Source organism: Borborobacter arsenicus, assembly GCF_003934165.1.
Lineage (GTDB): Bacteria > Pseudomonadota > Alphaproteobacteria > Rhizobiales > Rhizobiaceae > Pseudaminobacter > Pseudaminobacter arsenicus.
This window is the reverse complement of record NZ_RKST01000001.1, coordinates 350325-367124: the sequence shown is the minus strand read 5'-3', so window position 1 is coordinate 367124 and position 16800 is coordinate 350325. Positions and strand designations below refer to the sequence as shown.

The 16800-nt window shown below is 60.5% G+C and carries 15 protein-coding genes and 1 pseudogene; 9 read left to right on the top strand and 7 right to left on the bottom strand.

Annotated elements, in window-relative coordinates:
- Positions 1–4: 4 nt before the first annotated feature.
- The 3 genes from EET67_RS09325 to EET67_RS09315 form a co-directional block, all read right to left on the bottom strand.
- A complete protein-coding gene (locus EET67_RS09325) occupies positions 5–607 on the bottom strand; it encodes a flavin reductase family protein (RefSeq protein WP_210211111.1) in 603 nt (200 codons plus the stop codon).
- A gap of 36 nt (positions 608–643) precedes the next feature.
- Entirely contained in the window at positions 644–1564 is a 921-nt protein-coding gene (locus tag EET67_RS09320; RefSeq protein ID WP_128625861.1) for a sugar kinase, read from the bottom strand.
- Between the two features lie 85 nt (positions 1565–1649).
- Complete coding sequence (locus tag EET67_RS09315; protein WP_128625860.1) at positions 1650–2102, bottom strand: Lrp/AsnC family transcriptional regulator; 453 nt, start codon at positions 2100–2102, stop codon at positions 1650–1652.
- A gap of 139 nt (positions 2103–2241) precedes the next feature.
- Here EET67_RS09315 and putA point away from each other — a divergent pair, with 139 nt between their 5' ends.
- The gene (gene putA, locus EET67_RS09310) at positions 2242–5862 is read left to right on the top strand and encodes a bifunctional proline dehydrogenase/L-glutamate gamma-semialdehyde dehydrogenase PutA (protein ID WP_128625859.1); all 3621 of its coding nucleotides are present in this window, start codon (positions 2242–2244) and stop codon (positions 5860–5862) included.
- A 166-nt stretch (positions 5863–6028) separates the two neighbouring features.
- On the opposite strand, the gene hmuQ is transcribed toward putA, so the two are convergent.
- The 3 genes from hmuQ to EET67_RS09295 are packed head-to-tail and all read right to left on the bottom strand — an operon-like array spanning position 6029 to position 9038.
- Complete coding sequence (hmuQ, locus tag EET67_RS09305) at positions 6029–6343, bottom strand: heme-degrading protein HmuQ (RefSeq protein ID WP_128625858.1); 315 nt, start codon at positions 6341–6343, stop codon at positions 6029–6031.
- 40 nt (positions 6344–6383) lie between these two features.
- Complete coding sequence (locus tag EET67_RS09300) at positions 6384–6830, bottom strand: hypothetical protein (protein WP_128625857.1); 447 nt, start codon at positions 6828–6830, stop codon at positions 6384–6386.
- A gap of 6 nt (positions 6831–6836) precedes the next feature.
- On the bottom strand, positions 6837–9038 hold the full coding sequence (locus EET67_RS09295) for a TonB-dependent hemoglobin/transferrin/lactoferrin family receptor (protein ID WP_170313216.1): 2202 nt from the start codon (positions 9036–9038) through the stop codon (positions 6837–6839).
- Positions 9039–9245: 207 nt separating this feature from the next.
- On the opposite strand from EET67_RS09295, the gene hemP reads away from it, so the two are divergent.
- The 5 genes and pseudogenes from hemP to EET67_RS09270 all read left to right on the top strand — a co-directional run bounded on the left by hemP (position 9246) and on the right by EET67_RS09270 (position 13361).
- Positions 9246–9455 (top strand): hemin uptake protein HemP, encoded by a 210-nt coding sequence (hemP, locus tag EET67_RS09290; RefSeq protein WP_128625856.1) that lies wholly within the window; start codon positions 9246–9248, stop codon positions 9453–9455.
- Between the two features lie 11 nt (positions 9456–9466).
- Positions 9467–10530 (top strand): annotated as a pseudogene (locus EET67_RS09285) (hemin-degrading factor).
- Complete coding sequence (locus EET67_RS09280) at positions 10527–11444, top strand: heme/hemin ABC transporter substrate-binding protein (RefSeq protein ID WP_128625855.1); 918 nt, start codon at positions 10527–10529, stop codon at positions 11442–11444. The pseudogene EET67_RS09285 and the gene EET67_RS09280 overlap by 4 nt, the downstream one beginning before the upstream one ends.
- A gap of 42 nt (positions 11445–11486) precedes the next feature.
- Entirely contained in the window at positions 11487–12560 is a 1074-nt protein-coding gene (locus EET67_RS09275) for a FecCD family ABC transporter permease (protein ID WP_128626154.1), read from the top strand.
- A 9-nt stretch (positions 12561–12569) separates the two neighbouring features.
- Positions 12570–13361 (top strand): heme ABC transporter ATP-binding protein, encoded by a 792-nt coding sequence (locus EET67_RS09270; RefSeq protein ID WP_128625854.1) that lies wholly within the window; start codon positions 12570–12572, stop codon positions 13359–13361.
- A gap of 8 nt (positions 13362–13369) precedes the next feature.
- On the opposite strand, the gene rirA is transcribed toward EET67_RS09270, so the two are convergent.
- A complete protein-coding gene (gene rirA / locus EET67_RS09265; protein WP_128625853.1) occupies positions 13370–13834 on the bottom strand; it encodes an iron-responsive transcriptional regulator RirA in 465 nt (154 codons plus the stop codon).
- Between the two features lie 328 nt (positions 13835–14162).
- Between rirA and EET67_RS09260 the strand changes: the two genes are divergently transcribed.
- The 3 genes from EET67_RS09260 to EET67_RS09250 all read left to right on the top strand — a co-directional run bounded on the left by EET67_RS09260 (position 14163) and on the right by EET67_RS09250 (position 16560).
- Complete coding sequence (locus tag EET67_RS09260) at positions 14163–14720, top strand: GNAT family N-acetyltransferase (RefSeq protein WP_128625852.1); 558 nt, start codon at positions 14163–14165, stop codon at positions 14718–14720.
- Positions 14721–14775: 55 nt separating this feature from the next.
- Complete coding sequence (locus EET67_RS09255) at positions 14776–16065, top strand: DUF445 domain-containing protein (RefSeq protein ID WP_128625851.1); 1290 nt, start codon at positions 14776–14778, stop codon at positions 16063–16065.
- 69 nt (positions 16066–16134) lie between these two features.
- Positions 16135–16560, top strand: coding sequence for a phasin family protein (locus tag EET67_RS09250; protein WP_128626153.1), 426 nt, complete (start codon positions 16135–16137; stop codon positions 16558–16560).
- Positions 16561–16800 lie beyond the last annotated feature (240 nt).

The window sequence follows — 16800 nt, the reverse complement described above, 5'->3', positions numbered from 1 at the left end:
ACGATTACGCGCGCTGCACAGGACGCAATGCGTTCAGAATCCGCCTCCACAGGATGCCCGCGCTGAATTTCGGGTGCTGTTCGATGATCTTTCCCGACACCATGAAAGTGCCGTCACCCATATAGTGGAGCGTTTCCGGATATTTGGGTGTGGTGGCAGCATGGGCTTTCACCACCTCGAAGACGAAGAAGCTGTATTTTCCGACGAGGCTGTCATCAACCAGCCTGCATTCCAGATTGGCGAAGCATTCGCGGATGAGGGGTGCCTTGACCAGTTTTGCGGGTTCGGTCGTCAGCTTGAAGGTTTCGAACTTGTCGATCCATGCGCCGGAGCATTTGCCGATACCGACAATTTCCTCGGCAAGCGCACTGGTCGGAATGTTGATCACGCATTCGCCGCTGTCGCGGACCATGCCGAAACTGTGATTGTTGCTGGAGATCACGCAGCCGATCAATGACGGGGAAAATTCGATAACGGTGTGCCAGCCCATGGTCATGACGTTCCGTCTCTCGCCGTGAGTTGACGACACCAGCACGATGGGGCCAGGCTCGAGATAGCGCCTGATCGATGCAACCGGCAGGTCGACCTTTTCGTAGAGGGGCTTCAACACAGTCCTCCTGGTCGGTTCCTTGAAGGCTTGCGCTCAACGGTTGAACGCCAGCCGCAGGATTTCGAATGGCGCCAGCGCACCGCGTGTCTGAACCACGGCGGCAGCGACGCGATGAGCACGTTTCGCCGCTTCTGCGGGAGCGATGCCGAGCAGCCGGGCGGCAAGATAGCCGCCATTGAAGCCGTCGCCGGCGCCGGTCGTGTCGATCGGGCTGGCGACATGTGCGGCAGGAACGGACACCGTGTTTTCGTAGTGGGAGGTCAGGGCAGCGCGGTCGCCGTTCTTGACAACGATCTCAGCCACGCCCGCCTTGTCGAGCCGTTCCACTGTGGCTTCCGGTGACTGGTCGCCGAACAGGCTTTCCTCGTCGGGGAACGTAGGCAAGGCAATGTCGGTCACCTTCAGGGCCTCACTGATGGCATCACGGGCGATTGCCTTGTCTTGCCAGAGCACTGGCCGGTAGTTGGGATCAAAGGCGATGTGGGAGCCGTGAGCACGCGCATCCGCAATCTTCTGCAGCAATGTGCGTCTGGCCGCGGGATCGAGAATTGCCAAAGTGATTCCGGAAAAATAGATAAGCGACCGGTTTTCAAGGCTTTTTGCCAAGGCGGCAGGATCGTTGGCAAGCTTGCGTGCGGCCGCGTCGCCGCGCCAATAGGTGAAGGAGCGTTCTGCTCCATTCAGCTTGATTGCGTATAGGCCTGGGCGGGCGCCGGCGATGATCGGACTGTTGGCGATGCCGATTTCATGCTGGCGGAAGAACTCTATCTGATCTTTCGAGAACGGGTCGTCGCCAAAGGCCGAGACATAGTCGACATGGTGCCCGGAACTGAGGGCGCGTAGCGCCCAGAGCGTATTGAACGTGTCGCCGCCAAAACCCATCCGCCAGATCGGGGCACTTTGTCCGGACAGTTCAAGCATGCACTCGCCGATCGACGCAATGCCGTTTGCCATTCGCTGCTCCTCCGCATCAATGGTGATTTTACATGGGTCCCGTCGAACTGACTACCTCACACAAAGGTGACGGCAATGCCGTTGCTCAGCGATCCTTCACCGTCTCCATCGCCACGAAGGTCGATGTCTGTGCGACATGGGGCAAAGCGGAAATGCGTTCGCCAAGCACGCGCCGGTAGGACGCGATGTCCTTGGTGCGCACCTTGAGCAGGTAGTCGAAGCTCGCCGCCATCATGTGGCATTGCTCGATCTCGGCCACGCCTTGGACCGAGCGGCTGAAGGCTTCGAGTGCGGCCGAGCGCGTATCGGACAGCTTCACCTGAACGAATGCTACATGGCCATCGCCCATACGCTCATGGTCGATCACTGCCGCATAGCCGCGAATGAAGCCTTCCTGCTCCAGCCGCCGGACGCGCGCCTGGACCGGCGTCTTCGACAGGCCGACCCGTGAGGCCAGTTCGGCCATGGAAAGCCTGCCATTGCGCGACAGGGCGGCAAGAATATTGCGGTCGATGCGGTCCAAATGATCTTTATTCATTGTATAGGCAGTCATTAAGTCGGAGCAACTTGTCTTTTATAGGCTATTTGATCTTTCAAATCCAATTCTTTGGGCCGCACCTGAAACGGGACTATGATAGGGCTGGCATCGGTTCCCTCTCACGCCGGCAGGATGTCCAATGACCGCTCCACTGCTTGACACCATCCGCGAACAGATCCGTGCCAACTACCTGCCCGATGAGGATAAGGCGCTAGCGCGTCTGGTGGAGGCTGCCCGGTTGGGCGAGGCCGAGCGCAAGGCGATTTCAGCGCGCGCGGCAGAGCTGGTGAAGACGGTTCGTGCTTCGTCCGATCCGCGGCTGATGGAGGTTTTTCTCTCGGCTTACGGCCTTTCCACGAAAGAGGGCGTGGCGCTGATGTGCCTGGCCGAGGCCCTGTTGCGGGTGCCCGATAGCGAGACCATGGACGAACTGATCCAGGACAAGATCGCGCCCCATGACTGGTCGGCCCATTCGGGCGGCTCAAGCTCGATCTTCGTCAACGCATCTACCTGGGCGCTGATGCTGACCGGCCGGGTTCTTGACGATGAGGACGATGACGGCATTGCCGGCACGTTGCGCTCCATGGTGCGGCGGCTGGGCGAACCGGTCATTCGCAAGGCGGTGGCTGCGGCAATGCGCGAAATGGGCGAGCAGTTCGTTCTTGGCCGTACCATTTCCGAGGCCGTCAGGCGCGGGCGACCGCTGATTGCCAAGGGTTATCTCTATTCCTACGACATGCTTGGCGAGGCGGCGCGCACCGATGCAGATGCGCTGCGCTATCATCGTGCCTATGCCGATGCCATTTCCTCCCTGAACAGCGGGTCGAACAGTCCGGATATCCGCACCAATCCCGGCATCTCGGTAAAGCTTTCCGCCCTACACCCACGCTATGAGGTCGCGCAGCGGGAAAAGATGCTGCCGGTGATGGCCGAGCGTCTGCTGTCTCTGGCGATTGCCGCCCGCCATGCCCGTATGGGGCTGAACATCGATGCCGAGGAAGCCGACCGCCTGGACCTGTCGCTCGATGTCATCGAGCGCGTTCTGGCCAGCCCCGAACTTGCGGATTGGGACGGTTTCGGCGTGGTGGTGCAGGCCTATGGGCCGCGCTGCGCCTTCGTCATCGACTGGCTTTATGCGCTGGCCCAGCGGCTCGACCGCAAGATCATGGTGCGGCTTGTCAAGGGCGCCTATTGGGATACCGAGATCAAGCGGGCGCAGGTGCTTGGGCTAGACGGCTATCCGGTCTTCACGCGCAAGGTGAACACCGATATTTCCTACATTTCCTGCGCCCGCAAGCTGCTGTCGATGACCGACCGCATCTATCCGCAGTTTGCCACCCACAATGCGCACACGGTCGCCGCCATCCTGTCGATGGCACCGGATCGCGACTGTTTCGAATTCCAGCGCCTGCACGGCATGGGCGAACAGCTGCACGAGGCGGTGCGCAAGGCTGAGGGCACGCGCTGTCGCATCTATGCGCCTGTCGGTGCGCATTCCGACCTGCTCGCATATCTGGTGCGCCGCCTGCTTGAAAACGGCGCCAATTCCTCCTTCGTCCATCAATTGACCGATGAGAGCGTGAGGCCGGAAACCATCGCGCGTGATCCGTTCGAGGTGGCGGAAGTTCAGGGGCCAGCCACCAATCCCGCCATCGTGCGGCCGGCGGAAATCTTCGGGGCAGGGCGGCGCAATGCGAAAGGCTGGGACATCACCGATCCCGTGACGCTCGGCGCGATCGAGCATGCGAAGGCGAATTTCAGCACCCCGGACCGCTGGTCGGCAAAGCCGATTACGCGCGCAGCCGAATATGGAGCCGAATGCAAGGTCATCAATCCCGCGCGACCGGATGATGTTGTCGGCACCGTGGTCGAGGCATCAGCCAAACTGGTGGCAACGGCGGTTCGCATAGCGGCCGAGGCGCAACCAGCTTGGGCGCGGCGCCCGGTAGAGGAGCGTGCCGCCACCCTGCGCCGGGTTGCCGATCTTTATGAGGCAAATGCGATCGAGTTCTTCGCGCTGGCCACCCGTGAGGCCGGCAAGTCGCTGGCAGATGGGGTTGCCGAGGTACGTGAGGCGGTGGACTTCCTGCGCTATTACGCGTCTGAAGCCGAGAACGCCGAGGCGGGGACGGCGGCGCGTGGCGTGATTGGCTGTATTTCGCCGTGGAATTTCCCGCTCGCCATCTTCACCGGCCAGATTGCGGCCGCGCTTGTCACTGGCAATGCAGTGATCGCCAAGCCGGCCGAGCAGACGCCGCTGATTGCCGCGCGCGCGGTGGAGCTCATGCGTCAGGCGGGTATTCCGGAAGATGTCATCCAGCTTCTGCCGGGCGACGGCCCGACGGTGGGTGGACCGCTGACGGCCGATCCGCGTATCGCTGGCGTGTGCTTCACCGGATCGACGGAAGTGGCAAAGCTGATCGAGCGGCAGCTTGCCGAGACGGCGGCGCCTGATGCCATGCTGATCGCCGAGACCGGTGGCATGAATGCGATGATCATCGATTCCACCGCGCTGCCCGAACAGGCGGTGCGCGATATCCTTGCATCCTCCTTCCAGAGTGCGGGGCAGCGCTGCTCGGCCCTGCGGATTCTCTATGTCCAGAAGGACGTGGAGCGGAAGATGCTTGAGATGCTCGAAGGCGCGATGAAAGCGCTCGGCGTTGGTGATCCCTGGCTTATATCGACCGATGTCGGCCCGGTGATAGACGAGGAGGCGCAGGAATCAATCCGAGATTACTGCGCTTCCATGGAAGCCAAGGGCAAGCTCGTCGCCAAGCTGGAAGCGCCAGCGGAAGGCCGTTTCGTTCCTCCGCATGTGTTTCGCGTGTCGGGCATTCAAGAAATGGAGCGCGAGGTATTCGGCCCGGTCCTGCATGTCGCGAGCTTCGACGCCGACGATCTCGATAAGGTCATTGCCGCCATAAACTCAAAGGGTTACGGCCTGACATTCGGCCTGCATACCCGCATCGAGGCACGTGTCCAGCATATCGTCGATGGCATCCATGCCGGCAATATCTACGTCAATCGCAACCAGATCGGTGCGGTCGTCGGCTCGCAACCCTTTGGTGGCGAGGGCCTCTCAGGCACGGGGCCGAAAGCCGGCGGCCCGCATTATCTGCGCCGGTTCCGTCGCGCACCCGGAAGAGTGGCGGAAGCGCTGGACGGCACTGAAATTTCCTCTGACCGGCTGGCAGAAAGCCTTGCCGCATCAGTGTCGATCGGGTGGAACCCTGCGGGAGACCGCATCGCGCTGATGCGAAAGCTTCTGCGGGGCAAGGGCGCGTCTGCGATTGCAGCGGCAGCCGCGATCGATCTTGGTCCGGTCGATCTGCCCGGTCCGACGGGAGAAGCGAATACACTGTCGCTGGTTCCGCGCGGCCGTGTCCTTTGCCTGGGCCCCGACAGCGATGCGCTGCTGGCACAGGTCGTCCAGGCGCTGGCCGCCGGCAACGCTGTCCTTGCCGTGGCGCCCGGCGCGCCGCCGGTGCTCAATGCGCTCACCGGCAAGGGATTGCCGCTGGAGGCAATGGACGGAATCGTGCCTGTGGCCGCCCTGGAAACGCTGGCGGTGCACGTCGTCGCCTTTGCAGGAGGAGCGGAGACGGCGAAGGAAATCCGGCGCGCGCTTGCCAAACGCAAGGGGCCGATCGTGCCACTGGTCGGCGAAGTCCTTTATCCGGCGGCCTATGCGCATGAGCGCGCGGTCTGCGTGGACACCACGGCTGCCGGTGGAAACGCGACCTTGCTTGCGGGCGCATGACAAAAAAGCCGCCGCCCGGCTGTACGGACGGCGGCTTTCCGAGACTTGGGAGGTCGTCTCTTAAATCCTGCTGACGTTTGTCGAACCGTTATCAGGCTCTTTCTATTTGTTTTAGCATGATCTTTTCCGAAAACCGGTTCCCACTTTTCGGGATCATGCTCTGGAATCAGGCGCCTTCGACAGACGAAAAGCCTTCGAATTGCGGATGGCCGAACACGGTCAGCTTGCTGGTGCCAGCGTTCTTGTGCGAATCGCGAAAATTCTGCGACTTGGTCCAGGCCTCGAAATCTTCGCGGCTGTCCCAGACGGTATGCGAGGCAAACAGCGTATAGCCTTCTTCTTCGTTGAAGGTGCTGCGCAGCAGATGAAACTGGCGAAAGCCTTTCATTTCCGAAAGTGTCGAGTTGCGGTTCTTCCAGACGTTTTCGAAATCTTCCTCCATGCCCGGCTTCACCTTGAAGCGATTCATCGCGACATACATGCGTTCATTCCTTTCAGATGCTGAGACAGATTGGTCGTCATCATGTGCTGAACACCGTGTCAGTGCGGCTGTTCAGCTTGAGGCGGCCCATGCAGGCGCCCGGCTCCACGTCAGCCCCGGCGCATTCGGTCGCCTGATTGATAAGCACGCGGCTGATGCGCGCGCAATCGACCCCGGCAAGGTCGAAGCGGATCACCTTCGTCTTTTCCTTCGGCAGGTCCTTGAAGTCGAGTACGGTCAATCGATCGACCACGCCTGCGTCGTTGAACAGCGCTATCTCGAATGCCGCCTTGGAGAGATCGGAGCCAAGCTTGTTGGCCACGACGAAGGTCAGCCGGCAGCCCTTGTCGGAGGGTTGCGTGGCGTTGAGTTCCAGTTCCAGGGAGGGGGCGGAAGGTGCCTCCTGGGCATATGACGGCATGCCCAGGACAAGCGACAGCACCATCATGGAGGCCAGGGGGTGGATGAGTGTTGTCGCTTTTGGCACCTGTTCTTAACCTCCGAAACGCATGGTTGCTGCCAGCTTCAAAGTGACGCCGGGCTCGTAGATAGTGGTTGTAGCAGAGGCGTTGAGTGGGTTCGAGTATTTCACGTCGAAGATGTTGTCGGCGCGGAAGTCGACCCTGAAATCTTCCGTCGCCTGATAGGACGCGAAAGCATTGACCAGCGTGAAATCCCTGGCAGCATCATTTCCCTTGGGAGCGCCGTTATATTGCACCTCCCCGCCGACGGTCAGTCTGTCTTCCAGGAAACGGAAGCCGATCTGCGCCGTCACCTGACTTGACGGGATGGTGACGAGGTCTTCGCGAAGGCCATCCTCATCTATGGTGTGGCCGTTGATGATGGAGGCGGAAAGCCCGGCAAAGCCCCAGCTTGCATCATAGATGCTTTCCAGTTCGAAGCCCTTGATCCTGGCATTGGCGAAGTTCTGGTACTGGTAGCAGAGCGGCATGCGCGGATTGACCATCGGGCAGCCGGCGGTGGGATCGAATGCCGACACCATCGTGCCGCCGATGTAATCGTCCACATCATTGTTGAAATAGGCAGCCTTCATGCGCAGCGTATCGTCTGCGGCAAAGAGGCCATCATAGCCGTAGTTCAGCCCGACCTCCCATGTCTTGGCGGTTTCCGGCCGGAGGTCGGGATTGGGCAGGAAGGGAAAGACCACGCCATTGGGGTGCAGGCCGCTGATGACTGTCTCCGAAAGCGATGGCGACCGGTAGCCTTCGGCATAGGTTCCGTAGAATTGCAGACCGCTCAGGCTGGGCTGCTCGAATGGCGAGACACCGACCGTGAGGCGCGGTGAAAGACGATCTCCCGATACTTCGGTCGTATCGCCATCGAGCTTGTAGCTGTCGTAGCGCAGCGCACCGATGACCTCGAGCCATTCATAGGTCAGCTTGTCCTGGATATAGGCACCGGAAACCCGGCGCTTTCCAGACGGCGTGAATACGTCGCTCCCGCCTTCGGGGCTGGTGGTCACCACATCGTCGCTCACCCAGTCGCCGCCATAGGTCAGTTCATGCGCAACGCCGCCAGTATCGAAGCGGGAGGTGTTCCAGATGTCGACGCCATAGGTGTCGAGATCGTAGGTCGTCTGTGACCCTGCGGGGAGGGTGATTTCTCGCCCCGTGACCGAACTGAAGCGGGTCACATCCCTGAGATAAGTCTGATCGAGGCCGGCCTTGTTGAGCGAAGCGTTGATGTGCAGGTCGAGCCAGCTCTGGTTCTCGTCGGTAATGTTGTAGCGGCCGGTGAAGGTGTTTTGTTTCACGTCCATCCCGTAGGCATCGCCACCTTCGGTCCAGCTGTCATTCGCGCCGAGCCAGCCAAGTTTCAGCTCACTGTTTTCAGTGGGGCGCAACGTGGTCTTGAGCAGGCCGCTGAGCACGTCGAAGCCCGTTCCGGAAACCCGGTCCCCGTCGCCATCCTTGTAGTCGCCGAAGTCACGCCAGACGATATTGCCGATGATGTCGGCGTCGTCGTTGAAGCGATAAGCGCCGGTCGCGCTGGTCGTCCAGCCATGCCCGTTGGTGTCGTGGCGGCCAGTCACTGACGCACCCCAAGTCTCTCCCGGACGCAGGAAATCGACGGCATCCTTGGTTTCGTAGGTGACGACGCCGCCAATGGCGCCGGAGCCGTAGGTATTAGCTACGGGCCCGCGGATGACATCTACCTGCTTCACCAGTTCCGGATCCAGCCAGAACATCGACTGGGTGCCGTGGCCGGAACGCTGGAAATTCTGCCGTGCCCCGTCGACGATCACTGCGACGCGTCCGAAATCCTGCAGGCCGCGTATATTGACGCTTGATGCCGATCTGTTCGCATCCGACTGCAAAGCCACGCCGGGAACGCCGAAGAGCACATCCTGTGGCGTCGAGGCCATGCGGCGCTGAAGCTGTTCCTCGCCGATATGGCTGACAGACGCCATCGTATCGATGGCCGTTTCATTGGTGCGGCTTACAACGGTGATCTTGTCCAGAACCGTGGTTCTGGCTTCAGAATTCGTATCGGCGGGTTCCTGCGTTTGCGTTGCAGCCTGTTCTTCAGTTTCCTGTGCCAGGAGCGGTGTGCTGAGCCCGCAGGCAATCGCCGCCACACCCGCCATCAAGGCTGCCGAGCGCTTTGCGCGTATCCTGAATGGTGCGACTGCGTCATCATCAGACGAAGCGGCTCCGTTGGCCAAAAACCCCATGCCCATGTTCTCCGGTATCTTTCATGCGGGCTGGCACGGGGCTTGCTAGCATCTTGATTGAAGCCGGAGCATTTTAAATCTTGACTCGTTTACTCCGGTATTGCACTGACTATTGAACATGACAGTTCGAGTCAAGATTGATTTCGGGCTGCCGATGCAATCCCGAAACCGCCGGGCAAACAGCTGGAAAATAGGTGGGAGCGACCCATGAACAGTCACAGTCACGATGATTTCCGCTATCGAGCCAGAAGGTCTTATGTCGAGGTTCCCGAACGCAGGCAGACACAGCCTGTGGCCATCCGCACGGTATCGAGTTCGGCCCTGTTTGCAGGTGACAATGAGATCGGCATCGATCATGGCGGCTCGCTCTATCGCTTGAAAATCACCCGCCAGGGCAAGCTCATCCTCAATAAGTAAAGGCCGTTTTCATGGACGCCCGCGTCAAACCTGCGCCGCATCAGATCCGCTTGGCGAGATCCGAAAATCCGAAAATGCGAGAGCGCGACCTCGCCGAAATGCTGGGCATCTCGGAAGCCGAGTTCGTCGCCGCCTATTGCGGGGAAAGCGTCACGCGTATCGAACCGCGCGTCAACGATGTGCTGGTCGGGCTTGAAGCGGTCGGCGAGGTCATGGCGCTCACCCGCAATGCAAGCGCGGTGCATGAAAAGATCGGCGTCTACGACAAGGTCCTCACCGGGACCCAGCATGCAATCGTGCTTGGCGAACATATCGACCTCAGGATCTTCCCGAAGCAATGGGCGCATGGTTTGCCGTGGAAAAGCGGGATGGCGGTGAAATCCGCCGCAGCCTCCAGTTCTTCGACCAGTCAGGTGAGGCAGTGCACAAGGTGCATCTGCGCCCGGCTTCGAACCTTTATGCCTATCAAAACCTGGTTTCGTCGCTGGTTGCAGCGGATCAAAGGCAGGCCATCGACGTTTATGTCGAGGACGGCGCGGTTAAGGAGAGTGAGACTGGAGATGCGGTTGCAGGCGTAGAGGAACTGCGCGAGCGCTGGTCGAAGATGACCGATGTTCATCAGTTCTTCGGCATGTTGCGCAAGCTGAAACTCGGGCGCCAGCAGGCCGTTCAGCTGGTAGGTTCCGACTATGCATGGCTCGTGGACAATGATGCGCTATCGGCAATGCTGCATCATGCCGCCGAAGACCAGATGCCGATAATGTGCTTCGTCGGCAGTCGCGGTTGCGTCCAGATTCATTCCGGCCCGGTCAAGAATATCAAGACGATGGGCCCCTGGATCAATGTGATGGACGAAACCTTCCACCTGCATCTCAGGACCGATCATGTGCGTGAGCTCTGGGCGGTTCGCAAGCCGACCAAGGAAGGGCATGTCACGTCGCTCGAAGCTTATGATGCGCAAGGCAATCTGATCATCCAGTTCTTCGGGCAGCGCCATGAAGGCGAGATGGAGCGCGAGGATTGGCGGCTTCTTGCTGAAAACCTGCCCCGGATTCCGTCTGCGGTGACAGCATGAGCGCAATCTCGCCCCGGCCTCGCGGATTTCCTTCCCGGAGCATCTGGGTAGTCTTGCTCGGCCTTGCCCTCGCGCTTTTTGCTGCGCCGCCGCCGGCAAAGGCGCAGGAGGGCGGGGCGATATTTGCCGACCCCTCCCGTATCGTCGCAATCGGAGGGTCGATCACCGAGATCGTCTACGCGCTTGGCGAGGAAGGCAGGCTGATAGCCCGCGATTCGACCAGCACCTATCCGGAAGCTGCGCTGAAACTGCCCGATGTCGGCTATATGCGCGCGCTGTCGCCTGAGGGTGTGCTGTCGGTTTCTCCGACCGGCATTCTTGCGCTGGCAGGCAGCGGCCCCGCCGAGGCGATAGATGTGTTGAAGAAAGCCAGCGTGACCTTCATCACCGTTCCGGAAACATTCAATCATGAAGGTATCCTGGAGAAGATACGGATCGTCGGCAAAAGCCTTGGTGCGGACGCTGCGGCCGAGAAGCTGGCTGCTTCGGTCGATGCTGATCTCGCTGCGGCCGAAAAGCTCACAGCCAATGTGCCCGAGCGCAAGCGCGTTCTTTTCCTGCTCAGCGTGCAGGGCGGCAAGCTGTTGGCCGCAGGGGCCGATACGGCTGCCGATGGCATCATCCGGCTGGCCGGCGGAATCAACGCCGTGGAGGGCTTTTCCGGCTACAAGCAGCTTTCCGACGAAGCGGCGCTGACTGCCCGGCCTGATCTTGTTTTGATGATGGACCGGGGCGACGACCAGGCGGCCGCCGCCGATCTGTGGAACCATCCAGGTCTGGCCGGCACGCCTGCTGCTGCAACCAAAAAACTGGTGCTGATGGATGGCGGCTATCTGCTCGGTTTCGGGCCGCGTACTGCCGGCGCGGTTCGCGACCTGGCGACGGCGCTCTATGGCGACCAGCTTCGGAATTGAGCGGAAAAAGCCGTGGTTGACAGTTTCGCCGGCAGGCTCGGCATGGCGTATCGATCCACTCCGCAAGGCGATCGCTCGACACGCGCGAGGCTTGTGCTGGTGCTGTTGGGCATGATTCTTGCCGCCAACATCCTTTTCGGCCTGACCGCCGGAGCTTCGGACGCATCGGCTTTGAGCGTCCTTCGAAGCTGGCTTTCCGGAGCGGGAACCGATGGCGTCGCGCTTTCGGCTCGCGACTCGATCATCATCTATGAGATCAGATTGCCGCGTGTCGTCCTCGGCGCACTGATTGGGGCCGCACTTGCCGTGTCCGGCGCAGTCATGCAGGGCCTGTTTCGAAACCCGCTTGCCGATCCTGGCCTGGTCGGTGTTTCGGCTGGCGCAGCGCTTGGGGCAATTTCGGTCATTGTGCTGGGCGGCACTGTGCTCGGCCCGCTGCTTGCCCTGTTCGGCATCTACGCGCTGCCGCTTGCCGCCTTTCTGGGTGGGCTCGCCATAACCATCGTTCTTTATCGCGTGGCAACGCGACGCGGCCAGACCTCGATCGCCACCATGTTGCTTGCCGGCATCGCACTCGGTGCCATGGCCAGCGCCTTTTCGGGCGTCCTCATCTATCTCGCCGACGACCGGCAGTTGCGTGACCTGACCTTCTGGGGCCTCGGCTCGCTTGCCGGCGCGACCTGGACCAAGATACTGGCGGCTGGGCCGATTATCGTGCTTGCATTGATCGTAACGCCGTTTTTGGCGCGCGGGCTGAACGCCTTGGCGCTGGGCGAGGCGGCGGCAAGCCATCTGGGCATTCCCGTGCAGCGCCTCAAGGCTGTTGCAATCGTTTCGGTGGCGGCAGCCACAGGAGCGTCCGTTGCCGTCAGCGGCGGCATCGGCTTCGTCGGCATCGTCGTGCCGCATCTGCTGCGCCTGCTGATGGGGCCGGACAATCGCTATCTGCTGCCTGCCTCGGCACTTCTCGGTGCTTCCATGCTGCTTCTTGCCGACGCGGTCAGCCGCACCATTGTCGCGCCGGCTGAACTGCCGATCGGCATCATCACGGCGGCGGTGGGCGGGCCGTTCTTCCTCTGGATATTGCTGCGCAAGCGTGGCGTCCTCGACCTGTAGGGGATGAGAATGATCGAGGCTCGCGGGATATCGGTTTCAATTGGTGGCAGGCGCATCATTGCCGATATCGATTTCGATGTGCGTGCGGGGGAGGTTGCCGCCATTGTCGGGCCGAACGGTTCGGGCAAGACGACTTTCCTGAAGGCTGCGACCGGAGATTTGCCTTATAGCGGCAGGATCGCGGTCAATGGCCGCGATCTCTCCCGTCTCAAACCATGGGAAGCGGCTTCCATGCGGGCCGTGCTGCCGCAGGCGACCGCGCTGTCTTTTCCCTTCACGGTTCGCGAGATCGTCAAGCTTGGGCTGATGAGCGGCCGTTCAGGTGCGCGGCCGGGCGAAATCGAACGCCTGCCGGAACTGGCATTGGCGCGGGTCGATCTCGATGGATTTGCCGGGCGCTTTTATCAGGAACTGTCGGGCGGCGAGCAGCAGCGGGTGCAGTTGGCCCGCGTGCTTTGCCAGGTATGGGCGCCGGTTTTCGAGGGCGAACCGCGCTATCTGTTTCTCGATGAGCCGGTGTCGAGCCTCGATATCAAGCATCAATTGACGATCATGAACATTGCCCGCGATTTCGCGGCGCGGGGAGGTGGTGTTGTCGCCATCCTGCACGACCTCAATTTGACGGCAATGTTTGCCGATCGCATCTTCGTCATGCATCGCGGCCGGTTGGCTGCCGCCGGCGCGCCGCAGGACGTGCTCAATGACGAGCTGATTTCAAGGGTCTTCGAGTGCCGGATGAAGGTCAGCACGCTGCCTTCAGGCAATATGCCTTTCGTGCTGCCTCAATCGGCAGCACTCTAGGTTTGTATTTATGCCGCAGGCGCGTGACGGTCGGCCAGAAGATCGATGCCGAGCAGCGAACGCACGCGGGATCCCTTCTTGACCAGATCGTCGATGCTGTGACGCGACAGCACTTCGAAAAACGCGTTCAGCGCCTCGCGCAGTGCCGCATTCAGGCCGCAACTGTCCACCAGCGGGCATTCCGTGGCGTCGTTTTCGAAGCATTCCGCCATAGCGAAGCTTTCTTCGGTGACGCGCACTACATCGAACAGTGTGATCTGGTCGGCCGGGCGTCCAAGCCTGACACCGCCATTGCGGCCGCGGACGGTCTCAACCAGCCCATTCTCGACGAGCGGCTGCAGAATCTTGAACAGGAACAGCTCCGATACCGAATAGGCGCTGGCGATTTCTGGAATCCGGCTCAGCCGGTCGTTGTTGGCGGCGCAATACATGAGGATACGCACTGCGTAATTGGTCTGACGGGTAAGCCGCATGATCTGTCCTTCACAAAGCTCGACGCATATCCGCGAAGGCCGCCTCTAGGCGTGGCCGATTCAGCGAGGTAGCGTCGATCCGATGCCATGGCATTGTCAATCCTGCTGGATATCGCTGTGCCGTAGGTCAGATTCGAATATGGCCTACAGTTTGGAATAATTCCAGACAAGATCAGAAAAATACCTGCGGCGTGTGGTCAACTTTGCGAGTGGTGCCTGCGGCATCGTGACCTTTACGTAAGTGACGGTTGCAACTGATGCTGCGGTGCACAATATAGGCGCTATCGGGAGTCGTAAACTTTTGGGAGGAACCCATGAGGAGTACGACATGCAGGAATTTGCATCGCACCATGCCGTTCCCCCAGCGGGACTCATCCGGCAGTTGCGGCCATCCGACCTGCCGCGTTTTCGCGAACATCTGCTAAGGCTGGATCCGGCAAGCCGCCGTGACCGCTTCAACGGCGCCATCAACGATAATTTTCTCGCAGCCTATGCCAAGCGCAGCTTCTCCGAGGGCGCTACCGTGATCGGTTATGTCGAGGGCGACCGGGTGCTCGGGGCGGCGGAACTGCACGAGCGTGCGGAATTCGCCGAGCCGACGGGCGAGATTGCCTTCAGCGTCGAAAGCCATTTGCAGCAGCGCGGCATCGGTGGGCGGCTGTTCGAGCGGCTGATCTCCAATGCGCGCGGGCTGGGCTATTCCAAGTTGCTGGTCACCACGCACCCGCAGAACGAGGCGATGAAGGCGTTGGCGCGAAAGTTCGATGCGGCCTTGTCCTTCGATGCAGGCGAGACGGTCGGCGTGATTACGTTGGAGCCGTTGCGGCCGCTTTTTGTGCCGACGTCGGGCTTTGCCGCTGAAGCGCGGATGCCCTCGCGTGCGTGAGTAGCGCAAAGTCATTCGGATGATAGGGTGGCGGTGATCCAGGACGGACAGATCCATGTCATCGACCGAAGCCTCATCCGCCGTGCCTTTTCGTGACCAGACAGAAAAACTGGCAGCCCTTCGGCGAACCAAGGCCATAGCCACGGCTGCGCTGATTTTGTGTGTGACTGTCTTTGCCGCCGCAAAGGCTTTCGAGAGCTATTGGCCATGGCTCGGCTTCGTGGCGGCATTTGCCGAGGCAGCCACCATTGGCGGGCTGGCCGATTGGTATGCGGTGGTGGCGCTGTTCAAGCGGCCGCTCGGCCTGCCGATCCCGCATACGGCTATCATTCCCGCCAATCAGAATCGCATTGCCGACAATCTCGGCCGCTTCATCGAAGCCAATTTCCTGGCGCCCGAGCCGGTGCGCGAGAAACTCGAAGAGGTAGATTTCTCCGCCCTTGTTTCAGATTGGCTTTCCGATCCTAAACGCGCTGACGGGTTGTCGCGCTTCGTCGTCCGCCTCGTGCCGCAAACCCTCGCCGCCATCGACAGATCGGGTCTGCGCGGATTCGTGGCCGACCGGATGCTGGAACAGGTCGAGAAGGTGCCTGTTGCACCGCTGGCAGCCGGCCTGCTCGGCGCCTTTACCGAGGACCGCCGTCACCAGAAGCTTTTTGACCAGTTCATCAAGGTCGCCGGCAGGTTCCTGACCGACGAAGAGGCGCTTGCCGCCATGCGCGAGAAAATAAGGGAAGAGCTGCCCTCGCTGTTCAACCTGTTTCGCGCTGATGCCTATCTCCTGAAGAAGATCGTTGCCTCGGCCGGCTCCCTATTGGAGGAGGTGCATGCCGATAAAGACCATCCGATGCGGCTGGAATTCGATCGATTCATGCTGAAATTCATCGAAGATCTGCGCAGTTCACGAGCCTATGCAAGGCGTGCCGAGGCAATGAAACGGAACTTTCTTGCCCGTCCCGAAATGAAAGCGCTGGCAGGTGACGTATGGGAAAGCTTTCGCGCGCTGATCGAACAGGACGTGAAAGCGCAGAACTCCGTGATCCGGGCTCATCTTGCCAATATGTTCGTGGAGATCGGACGCCATCTTGCCGGCGACGCGAAAATCCGTGCCGACATGAACCAGGGCTTTGTCGTGGCGCTTGCCTCCTTCGTGGAAAGCCAGAAAAGTGGGGTTTCCACCTTCATCGCCGATCAGGTCAAACGCTGGGATCTGGCCCAGCTCACGCGCCTTCTGGAAATGAACATCGGCCGGGATCTGCAATATATCCGCTTCAATGGCATGCTGATCGGCGGCCTGGCTGGACTGGCGCTCTACGTCGTCGAACTGACCCTTCTCTCGAATTGACCGATGACGCCGCCGGTCTATTCTTGTGGGATGAAGTTGCCGGAAATCCGCGAGCGAAAGGTTGGAGCCATGGCAAGGAAACCCGAATCCTTCACCGACATGTTCACCAGGCTTGGGCAGGACCTGAAGATGCCGCGCGTGGATATCGATGCGGTCCTCGATCACCATCGCAAGAATCTTGAAGCCCTGCAGAAGTCTGCGTCGGCAGCGACCTCCGGCGCGTCGACCTTGATGTCGCGGCAGGGACAGATGTTGCAGGAATTGCTGCATGAAATCTCCGATGTGGCGCAGACGCTGCGCAGTTCCGGCAGTTCCCAGGAAATCATGTCGAAGCAGGCCGATTTTGCCCGCAGATCCTTCGAGGCGGCGGTGAAAAACGCGGGCGAAACAGCGGATATCATGAGGAAATCGGGCGGGGAGTCCCTGGACATCCTGCGGACCCGCATGCGCGAGTCACTGGAAGAAATCCGCAACAGTTACGAAAAAAGAAAGTAGCCCGTCGCCCGGCATGAATTGACAGGCGCCAGCCATCAATGGTCCGAAGGAGGTGAACCCGCATGCGCGCTTGCCGCACCGCGCGTCGGTCGGAGCGAGGAGGTGACGACGCTCGATCCGACGTCATGGCAGGGCGAGTGCGGATTGATGATGCTAGACCATGATGCCGAAAAGTGCGTAGCGGTTTTCGGACGACATCATGGTCTACCTAATTGATTTTGCCGCATGTGTGCGACGCCA

Coding starts and splice junctions, on each gene's coding strand:
- EET67_RS09320 (WP_128625861.1), bottom strand. CDS start 1,564: ATGGCAAACGGCATTGCGTCGATCGGCGAGTGCATGCTTGAACTGTCC.
- EET67_RS09270 (WP_128625854.1), top strand. CDS start 12,570: ATGATCGAGGCTCGCGGGATATCGGTTTCAATTGGTGGCAGGCGCATC.
- EET67_RS09315 (WP_128625860.1), bottom strand. CDS start 2,102: ATGAATAAAGATCATTTGGACCGCATCGACCGCAATATTCTTGCCGCC.
- EET67_RS09250 (WP_128626153.1), top strand. CDS start 16,135: ATGGCAAGGAAACCCGAATCCTTCACCGACATGTTCACCAGGCTTGGG.
- EET67_RS09280 (WP_128625855.1), top strand. CDS start 10,527: ATGAGCGCAATCTCGCCCCGGCCTCGCGGATTTCCTTCCCGGAGCATC.
- EET67_RS09295 (WP_170313216.1), bottom strand. CDS start 9,038: ATGGGGTTTTTGGCCAACGGAGCCGCTTCGTCTGATGATGACGCAGTC.
- EET67_RS09275 (WP_128626154.1), top strand. CDS start 11,487: ATGGCGTATCGATCCACTCCGCAAGGCGATCGCTCGACACGCGCGAGG.
- hmuQ (WP_128625858.1), bottom strand. CDS start 6,343: ATGTATGTCGCGATGAATCGCTTCAAGGTGAAGCCGGGCATGGAGGAA.
- putA (WP_128625859.1), top strand. CDS start 2,242: ATGACCGCTCCACTGCTTGACACCATCCGCGAACAGATCCGTGCCAAC.
- EET67_RS09260 (WP_128625852.1), top strand. CDS start 14,163: ATGCAGGAATTTGCATCGCACCATGCCGTTCCCCCAGCGGGACTCATC.
- rirA (WP_128625853.1), bottom strand. CDS start 13,834: ATGCGGCTTACCCGTCAGACCAATTACGCAGTGCGTATCCTCATGTAT.
- hemP (WP_128625856.1), top strand. CDS start 9,246: ATGAACAGTCACAGTCACGATGATTTCCGCTATCGAGCCAGAAGGTCT.
- EET67_RS09255 (WP_128625851.1), top strand. CDS start 14,776: ATGTCATCGACCGAAGCCTCATCCGCCGTGCCTTTTCGTGACCAGACA.